Origin of the sequence: Bradyrhizobium sp. AS23.2 (genome assembly GCF_001908185.1) — a bacterium.
In the GTDB taxonomy this organism is placed as follows: domain Bacteria; phylum Pseudomonadota; class Alphaproteobacteria; order Rhizobiales; family Xanthobacteraceae; genus Bradyrhizobium.
On record NZ_LGHM01000247.1, the window covers coordinates 1 to 7,632 of the forward strand.

The 7,632-nt window shown below is 64.6% G+C and carries 9 protein-coding genes and 1 pseudogene; 8 read left to right on the forward strand and 2 right to left on the reverse strand.

Annotated elements, in window-relative coordinates:
• The 3 genes from AC630_RS39175 to arfB all read left to right on the forward strand — a co-directional run.
• Nucleotides 1-583, forward strand: a 583-nt coding sequence (locus AC630_RS39175; protein ID WP_143198671.1) for a M16 family metallopeptidase, incomplete at its 5' end; no start/stop codon positions are given.
• Nucleotides 580-1,953 carry a M16 family metallopeptidase gene (locus AC630_RS39180; protein ID WP_074123700.1) on the forward strand — a complete coding sequence of 458 codons (1,374 nt, stop codon included), beginning with the start codon at nt 580-582 and terminating at the stop codon, nt 1,951-1,953. The genes AC630_RS39175 and AC630_RS39180, both read left to right, overlap by 4 nt.
• A gap of 140 nt (nt 1,954-2,093) precedes the next feature.
• Complete coding sequence (arfB, locus tag AC630_RS39185; protein WP_074123705.1) at nt 2,094-2,510, forward strand: alternative ribosome rescue aminoacyl-tRNA hydrolase ArfB; 417 nt, start codon at nt 2,094-2,096, stop codon at nt 2,508-2,510.
• Nucleotides 2,511-2,680: 170 nt separating this feature from the next.
• Here the strand turns inward: arfB and AC630_RS39190 are convergent, their stop codons facing one another.
• Nucleotides 2,681-2,989, reverse strand: a complete 309-nt coding sequence (locus AC630_RS39190; protein WP_074123701.1) for a hypothetical protein — start codon at nt 2,987-2,989, stop codon at nt 2,681-2,683.
• A 308-nt stretch (nt 2,990-3,297) separates the two neighbouring features.
• Here AC630_RS39190 and AC630_RS39195 point away from each other — a divergent pair, with 308 nt between their 5' ends.
• From AC630_RS39195 to AC630_RS39210, 4 genes and pseudogenes are all read left to right on the forward strand, one after another.
• Nucleotides 3,298-3,684 (forward strand): c-type cytochrome, encoded by a 387-nt coding sequence (locus AC630_RS39195; protein WP_245330648.1) that lies wholly within the window; start codon nt 3,298-3,300, stop codon nt 3,682-3,684.
• Complete coding sequence (locus AC630_RS39200; RefSeq protein ID WP_074123702.1) at nt 3,685-4,080, forward strand: VOC family protein; 396 nt, start codon at nt 3,685-3,687, stop codon at nt 4,078-4,080. It abuts the gene before it with no gap.
• Between the two features lie 34 nt (nt 4,081-4,114).
• Nucleotides 4,115-4,663 (forward strand): Twin-arginine translocation pathway signal, encoded by a 549-nt coding sequence (locus AC630_RS39205; protein WP_074123703.1) that lies wholly within the window; start codon nt 4,115-4,117, stop codon nt 4,661-4,663.
• Nucleotides 4,664-4,691: 28 nt separating this feature from the next.
• A pseudogene (locus AC630_RS39210) lies at nt 4,692-6,261 on the forward strand (GMC family oxidoreductase).
• Between the two features lie 203 nt (nt 6,262-6,464).
• Here the strand turns inward: AC630_RS39210 and AC630_RS39215 are convergent.
• A complete protein-coding gene (locus AC630_RS39215) occupies nt 6,465-6,782 on the reverse strand; it encodes a ribbon-helix-helix domain-containing protein (protein ID WP_074123704.1) in 318 nt (105 codons plus the stop codon).
• A 251-nt stretch (nt 6,783-7,033) separates the two neighbouring features.
• Here AC630_RS39215 and mutL point away from each other — a divergent pair.
• A partial coding sequence (gene mutL, locus AC630_RS39220) for a DNA mismatch repair endonuclease MutL (RefSeq protein ID WP_208867108.1) occupies nt 7,034-7,632 on the forward strand: 599 nt, incomplete at its 3' end.

Consider the following 7,632-nt stretch of genomic DNA (forward strand, 5'->3'; position numbering starts at 1 on the left):
CGACCCGCGCGTCGAGCAGCCCGGCCTGCGCCGCCATTATCTCGTGCCTTCCGCAACGACGGCCGCCGCCGGCGAAAGTGCCGCCCTCGACGTGCTGGCACAGCTGATCGGCAGCGGCAGCAACTCCTATCTCTACCGCGCCCTCGTCGTCGACAAGCCGCTCGCGGTATCCGCCAGCGCCAGCTATTCGAGCATCTCGCTCGATCCGACCCAGTTCGCGATCTCTGCCTCGCCGAAACCGGGCGTCAGCTTTACCGAGGTCGAGCAGGCGATCGATGGCGTACTCGCCGACATCGCGCAGAACCCGATCCGCGCCGAGGATCTCGAGCGGGTCAAGACCCAGCTCATCGCGGAGGCGATCTACGCCCAGGACAACCAGGCAGTGCTGGCGCGCTGGTATGGCGGCGCGCTGACCACGGGCCTGTCGATCGAGGACATCCGAAGCTGGCCCGACCGCATCCGCGCGGTCACCGCCGAGCAGGTTCGCGCCGCCGCGCAGAAATGGCTCGAGAAGAAGCGCTCGGTGACGGGCTATCTGATCAAGGACACTGCTACCACCAAGCGCGAGGAGAAGCGTTCGTGACCTATCCTTTCCTTCGCGCGCGTCACTTCGCGCTGTCCTTCGTCACTGGCGCTGCGCTTGCGCTCGCCACGGTCTCGCCGTCGCAGGCCGCGGCAAAGATCCAGCACCTGGTATCGCCGGGCGGCATCGAGGCCTGGTTCGTTCAGGACGCAACGGTGCCGCTGATCGCCATGGAATATTCCTTCGCCGGCGGTTCGGCCCAGGATCCCAAGGACAAGTCGGGCGTCGCCAATCTGGTCGGCGACCTCCTCGACGAGGGCTCCGGCGATCTCGACTCCAAGACGTTCCATGAACGGCTCGACCGCCGCGCCATCGAGCTCTCCTTCAGCGCCACCCGCGATACTTTCCGCGGCAGCTTGCGCATGCTGCGCGACAACAAGGACGAGGCCTTCGATCTGTTACGAATGGCTCTGACCTCGCCGCATTTCGACACCGCCGATGTCGAACGTATCCGCTCGCAGGTGATCTCGGGCCTGCGCCGGGAGACCACCAACCCGAGCTCGCTGGCGAGCCGTAAGTTCCTTGAGGTCGCCTTCGGCGATCATCCCTACGGCCGGCAGAGCAACGGCACGCTGGACAGCGTGCCGACCATCACGGTCGCCGACATGCACGACTATGTCGGCCGCGTGCTCGCCAGGGACACGCTGAAGATCGCGGTGGTCGGCGATGTCGATCCGGCCACGCTCGGCAAGCTGCTCGACCACACCTTCGGCGCCCTGCCCGCCAAGGCCAATCTCGTGCCGGTCCCCGACATCGAGGCCGCAAAGCCGCCGCAGCGCGCCTTCGTGCCGCTCGACGTGCCGCAGACCGTGATCACGTTCGGCGGCCCCGGCGTGAGACGCAACGACCCGAACTTCATGGCGGCCTATGTCGTCAACCACATCCTCGGCGGCGGCGGATTGTCCTCGCGGCTCTATCACGAGGTGCGCGAGAAGCGTGGCCTCGCCTATTCGGTGTTTGAATCGCTACTCTGGATGGAGCATTCGGCGCTTTTCATCGGCAACACCGGCACCCGCGCCGACCGCGCCGGCGACACCATCGACGCCCTTGAGAAGGAAGTGCGCCGCATCGCCGAGGAGGGACCGACGCAGAAGGAACTCGACGAGGCCAAGTCGTACCTCAAGGGCTCGCAGATGCTGGCGCTCGACACCTCCTCGAAGCTCGCGCAGGCGCTGCTGCAATATCAGCAGGACAAGCTGCCGATCGACTATATCGAGAAGCGCAACGCCATCGTCGACGCGGTGACGCTGGACGACGCCAAGGCGGCCGCCAGGCGGCTCTGGGGCCAGGGCCTCCTGACCGTCGTCGTCGGCCGCGCCCCGCAAGCCGCCGCGCAGCCGGCCGCCGCACCGGCGACAAAGGCGAACTAAGTGTCGAGCTGACGCCCGCACCTCTCGCACATCTCCTCCTGAAATGGCCGGGCTCGTCCCGGCCATTTGCGTCTCCGATGCTGCGCCATTGCTGAAGGCGGATGTCCGCGGTATGTCCGGGCATCACGAATGGTGCCATCATGCTGCGGATATCCCGCGATCTCGTCATCGACGAGGACGACATCGAGATCGGCTTTGTCCGGGCGTCCGGCCCGGGCGGGCAGAACGTCAACAAGGTCTCGACCTCGGCCCAGCTGCGCTTCGACACGCGCAAGCTGACCCTGCCGGGGGATGCGACGATCCGGCTCGCCCGCATCGCCGGCCAGCGCATGACCAAGGACGGCGTGATCGTGATCCACGCCCAGCGCTTCCGCACCCAGGAACGTAACCGGCAGGACGCCATCGACCGCCTTACCGAGATCCTGCGCGAGGCCATGGTGCGGCCGACGCCGCGCCGCGCGACGCGGCCGACCTTCGCCTCCAAGCAACGCCGGCTCGACGGCAAGAAACGCCGCAGCGACGTCAAGGCCGGACGCGGCGGCCGCTTCGACGACTAGAGCCATTTCCGTTCCGATGGAATCGGACCGGGGCTCTAGATTCTGTTTTGACGCGTTTTCTTTACGCGAACCGGTATCCACTTCGCTCGAAAACGCTCCAACGAAACGGGCGCAGCCAAGAAAACTCCGGCCGCAGTGCGACCGGAGTTCTACCGTTGCGCCCGGCGAGACTAGTAACGCTTGCCAGGGGCTGCACCGCCCGACGCAGGCTCGTCGACGGTTCCCTTATGCGCAGCGCTGCCCGTGCTGCCGACCGTGCCCCTGGTGCCTTTGGTCGACTTCATGCCCGTCTTCTCGCCCGCTGTTCCCGGCTGCGCGTTGAGATCCTCATCCCCGCTGCCCATCGTGCCGCCCTGCATGGGTTTGCTTTGCACAGTGCCGCGCGTCTTGGCATCGGGTGGCGCCGACTGCGCCAGAACGGGCGTCGCAATGAGAGCCGAGAGAGCGCATGCGATCATCGAGGTCTTCACCAACTTCATCCATTTCTCCTGGATTTTTCCGCGATGAATGGCTCGGCTGCTCTACGCCGCTCGCCTGCACCGGGTCATGTCATCGCGTAGAGAGTTCAAGCGGCGCAGTTGCCATGCAATCCGGATCGTGTGGTCATCGTTTAGGGATTTGGCGGCGGTTTCGCGGAATTGTGCTCCTCATATGCGGCAGCGCGGAACACGTGCAGACCTTAAGCATCTCCATTCGCAGCGAAACAGCCCGCTACTACCACCGCATCTTTGACGCCGCCTAGAATTTGCGCACGTTGACGTTGATCCGGATGGGCGAGCTCTTGACGATACGCGTAGTCGTGGTGGGATTGTGCACCGCAATGGTGCTGGTGGTCCGTGTTGCCGACGCGCAAATGTCGTTGCCGGCCGGAAAGCCGCCGGATGGCGCGACACTCTTCAAGCAGCAATGCGCAGTGTGTCACACGACAAGCCTGGCGGAACCGGTGCGGCAGGGCCCGCCGCTGTTCAAGATCGTGGGCCGGCCCGCCGGCAAGATCGAAGGCTTTCGCTATTCCGAGGGCCTGGCGAAAGCTGACTTCGCCTGGGACGAGGTCAGGCTCGACGCCTGGCTGACCAATCCGCAAGCCGTCATACCCGGCGTGGTCATGGCCTACCGGCAGGCGAAGCCGGAGACGCGCGCCGCCATCATCACCTATTTGAAGGAGCAGAACTGAATGGCGAAGCCGGTCCATTCCATGATCCGCGTGCTCGATGAGGCACGCTCGCTCGACTTCTACAAGCGCGCCTTCGGCCTCGAAGTCGCCGACCATCTGAAGTTCGCGGATTTTGCCCTGATCTATCTGCGTCACCCATCCTCGCCCTTCGAGGTGGAACTGACGGTGAACTTCGATCGCAAGGAGCCGTACCAGCTCGGCGACGGCTACGGACATCTCGCCGTGGTGGTCGAGGATCTCGATGCCGAACACGCTCGCTTCGAGCGCGAGAAGCTCGCACCCGGGCCGCTGCGCGACTTCAAGCACGACGGCAGAACGCTGGCGCGCTTCTTCTTCGTCAGTGATCCCGATGGCTACAAGATCGAAGTGATCCAGCGGGGCGGACGTTTCAACTGATCAAATCATAAAATCAAAATTGACGGAGGAACCCATGAGAGAAGTCGATCGTCGAAGCAAGCACAGCCGCCGCGTCTTTCTCAAGGGCGCGGCGACGGCCGTGCCGGTTGCGGCAGTGGCGACCAGCGTCGCCGTCAGCATCGAGGGCGCCTGGGCGGATGATTCCAGCGCACTCTCGCCCGCGACGATGAAGACGCTGCTGAAGGTCGCGCGTGACATCTACCCCCACGATGCCCTCGGCGACAGCTACTACATCACCGCGATCAAGCCGTGGGACGGTAAGGCGGCCAAGGACGCGTCGGTCAAGTCGCTGATCAGCGACGGCATCACGCGGCTCGATCAGAATGCGCGGGATCGCCACAAGGTGCCCTATGCCGACGTGCCCTGGGAAGCCGACCGCGTGGTGCTCCTGAAGGAGATCGAGCAGAGCGACTTCTTCCAGAAGGTGCGCGGCGACCTCATCGTCTCGCTCTACAACCAGAAAGAGGTCTGGCCCCGGTTCGGCTACGAGGGCTCCTCGGCCGAGCATGGCGGCTACATCAACCGCGGCTTCGCCGACATCGACTGGCTGCCGAAGGCTTAAGGCCACCCAACGGTGCAGGAGAACGCATATGGCAAAATTCGATCTGAACGACAGCAGCGTTGTGGTGATCGTCGGCTCCGGTGCCGGCGGCGGAACGCTGGGCAACGAGCTCGCGCAGAAGGGCGTCAAGGTGGTCATCCTCGAAGCCGGCCCGCGCATCGAGAACCAGGACTTCATCAACGACGAGTGGGAGAGCTTTTCCCAGCTCGCTTGGTCTGACGCGCGCACCACGTCGGGGACGTGGCGCGTCGCCAAGGACTTTCCAAATCTTCCTGCCTGGATCGTCAAGGCGGTCGGCGGCTCCACCACCCATTGGGCCGGCGCGTCGCTGCGTTTCGACGAGCATGAATTCAGGGTCAAGAGCACCTACGGCAACATTCCCGGCGCCAACCTTTTGGACTGGCCGGTCACGCTCGCGGAGATGGAGCCGTGGTACGCCAAGGCCGAGAACAAGATGGGCGTGACCCGCACCAACGGCATTCCCGGACTTCCCGGCAATAACAATTTCAAGGTGCTCGAAGCGGGTGCGAAGAAGCTCGGCTACAAGACCGTGCACACCGGCAACATGGCGATCAACAGCCAGCCGCGCGACGGGCGCGGCTCCTGCCAGCAGATCGGCTTCTGCTTCCAGGGCTGCAAATCCGGCGCGAAATGGTCGACGCTCTACACCGAGATCCCCAAGGGCGAAGCCACAGGCAATCTGGAAGTCCGGCCCAGCAGCATGGCGGTCAAGATCGAGCATGATGCCAGCGGCAAGGTGACCGGCGTTGTCTACGCCGACGAGACCGGCGCAATGCAGCGCCAGAAGGCGCGCATCGTCGCGGTCGCTGGCAATTCGATCGAAAGTCCGCGGCTGCTTCTCAACAGCGCCTCGACCATGTTCCCTGACGGCCTCGCCAACTCGAGCGGCCAGGTCGGCCGCAACTACATGCGCCATATGACCGGCAGCGTCTATGCCGTGTTCGAGAAATCGGTGCACATGTATCGCGGCACCACCATGGCCGGCATCATCCGCGACGAGGCCGCCAACAATCCGAAGCGCGGCTTCGTCGGCGGCTACGAGATGGAGACGCTGTCGCTCGGACTGCCCTTCATGGCGGCATTCCTCAATCCTGGCGCCTGGGGACGTTCGTTCACCTCAGCAATCGACGGCTATCCGCGGATGGCCGGCATGTGGCTGGTCGGCGAGGACATGCCGCAGGAGACCAATCGCATCACGCTCGATCCGGTCGTGAAGGACAAGTTCGGTCAGGCGGTCGCGAGCGTGCATTTCGACGATCATCCCAACGACGTCGCGATGCGCGCTCACGCCTACAAGCAGGGGGGCGGCGGTCTATGACGCAGTCGGCGCCACCGTAAGCTATCCGACGCCGCCCTATCCGAGCACGCATAATATGGGCACCAACCGGATGAGCGAGAAGCCGCGGGACGGCGTGGTCAACAAGTTCGGGCAGAGCCACGACGTCAAGAATCTGTTCGTCTCGGACGGCAGCCAGTTCACCAGCGGCGCGGCCTGCAACCCGACGCTGACCATCGTCGCGCTGGCCATCCGCCAGGCGGACTATATCGCCGGGGCGATGCAGAAGAAGGAAATCTGACGTCCGGCGCCGTCAGTTGTCGTCCTGGCAAAAGCCAGGACGACGCCGGGTTGCGAGCGCGTCGCTCCCTCTCTCGTCATTGCGAGCGGAGCGACGCGATCCAGACTGCCGGCGCGAAAAGATTCTGGATTGCTTCGCTCCGCTCGCAATGACGGGGTGGCTGGAGCGCGTCTCTCCCGAGATGCAGGCGCTTGCCGTAGCGGCTATTCAGCCGCATCGAGAATGGGCGCCACCGTGGCCTCGAACTCCTGCACCGGCGCGACGCTTCGGGAGCGGTAGATCAGGCAGGAGCAGCGCAGCAGCGAGGCGAAATTGTTGACCTCGCCGTGATGGTCGAGCACCTCGTTGTAGAGCGAGGTCAGGAATTTGCCGACGCTCATGTTCTCCTTGGCGGCGATCTCCTCCAGCGTGTCCCAGAATGCCATCTCCAGCCGGATCGAGGTGCAATGCCCGCCGATCCGTAAAGAACGGGTCTGGGATTCGTAGTCGCGTTGGGGCTGATGCGCGAAGAGATGGCACATGGCGTCCTCCCGTCCTGTTGCCGCTTTTTCTCGATGCTACACCGCTGCCCGGCGCCTCACAATCAGGACCGCAGCCCGAGATCGGTCCACCGCCGATGCACGATTTTCTCGAACGTCCAATGTCTTCAATGTGATAGGCATCCCTCTTCCCCAGCCCGCCACGCAGGTGTTGCCCAACACATGCTTTTGACGCAACACGGCCTAGAATAGCGCTGCCAGCGAATCCAAATCGAAAGCCCAAGATCGAGTTCATGCCCGTCCGCCAATTGCCAGAACAAGTCGTCAACCGCATCGCCGCCGGCGAGGTGGTCGAGCGCCCGGCGAGCGTGGTCAAGGAGCTCGTCGAGAACGCCATCGATGCCGGCGCGAGCCGGATCGACGTCTTCACCGATGGCGGTGGGCGGCGGCGGATCGGCATCACCGACGACGGCAGCGGCATGACCGCCAAGGACCTCGCGCTCGCGGTCGAGCGCCATGCCACCTCCAAGCTCGACGACGAGGACCTGCTCCAGATCCGCACGCTCGGGTTCCGCGGCGAGGCGCTGCCCTCGATTGGCTCGGTGGCGCGGCTGTCGATCACCACGCGGCATGCGAGCGAGCCGCATGCCTGGGCGCTCACCGTCGAGGGCGGCGAGAAGTCCGGAATCATGCCGGCGGCGCTGGCGCATGGCACGCGTGTCGAGGTCAACGATCTCTTCTATGCGACACCGGCGCGACTGAAGTTCCTGAAGACCGACCGCACCGAGGCGGAGGCCATTCGCGAGGTGGTGAGGCGCCTCGCGATGGCGCGGCCGGACGTCGCCTTCACGCTCGCGGGCGAGGAGCGCGCGCCAGTGACCTGGGCCGCGGC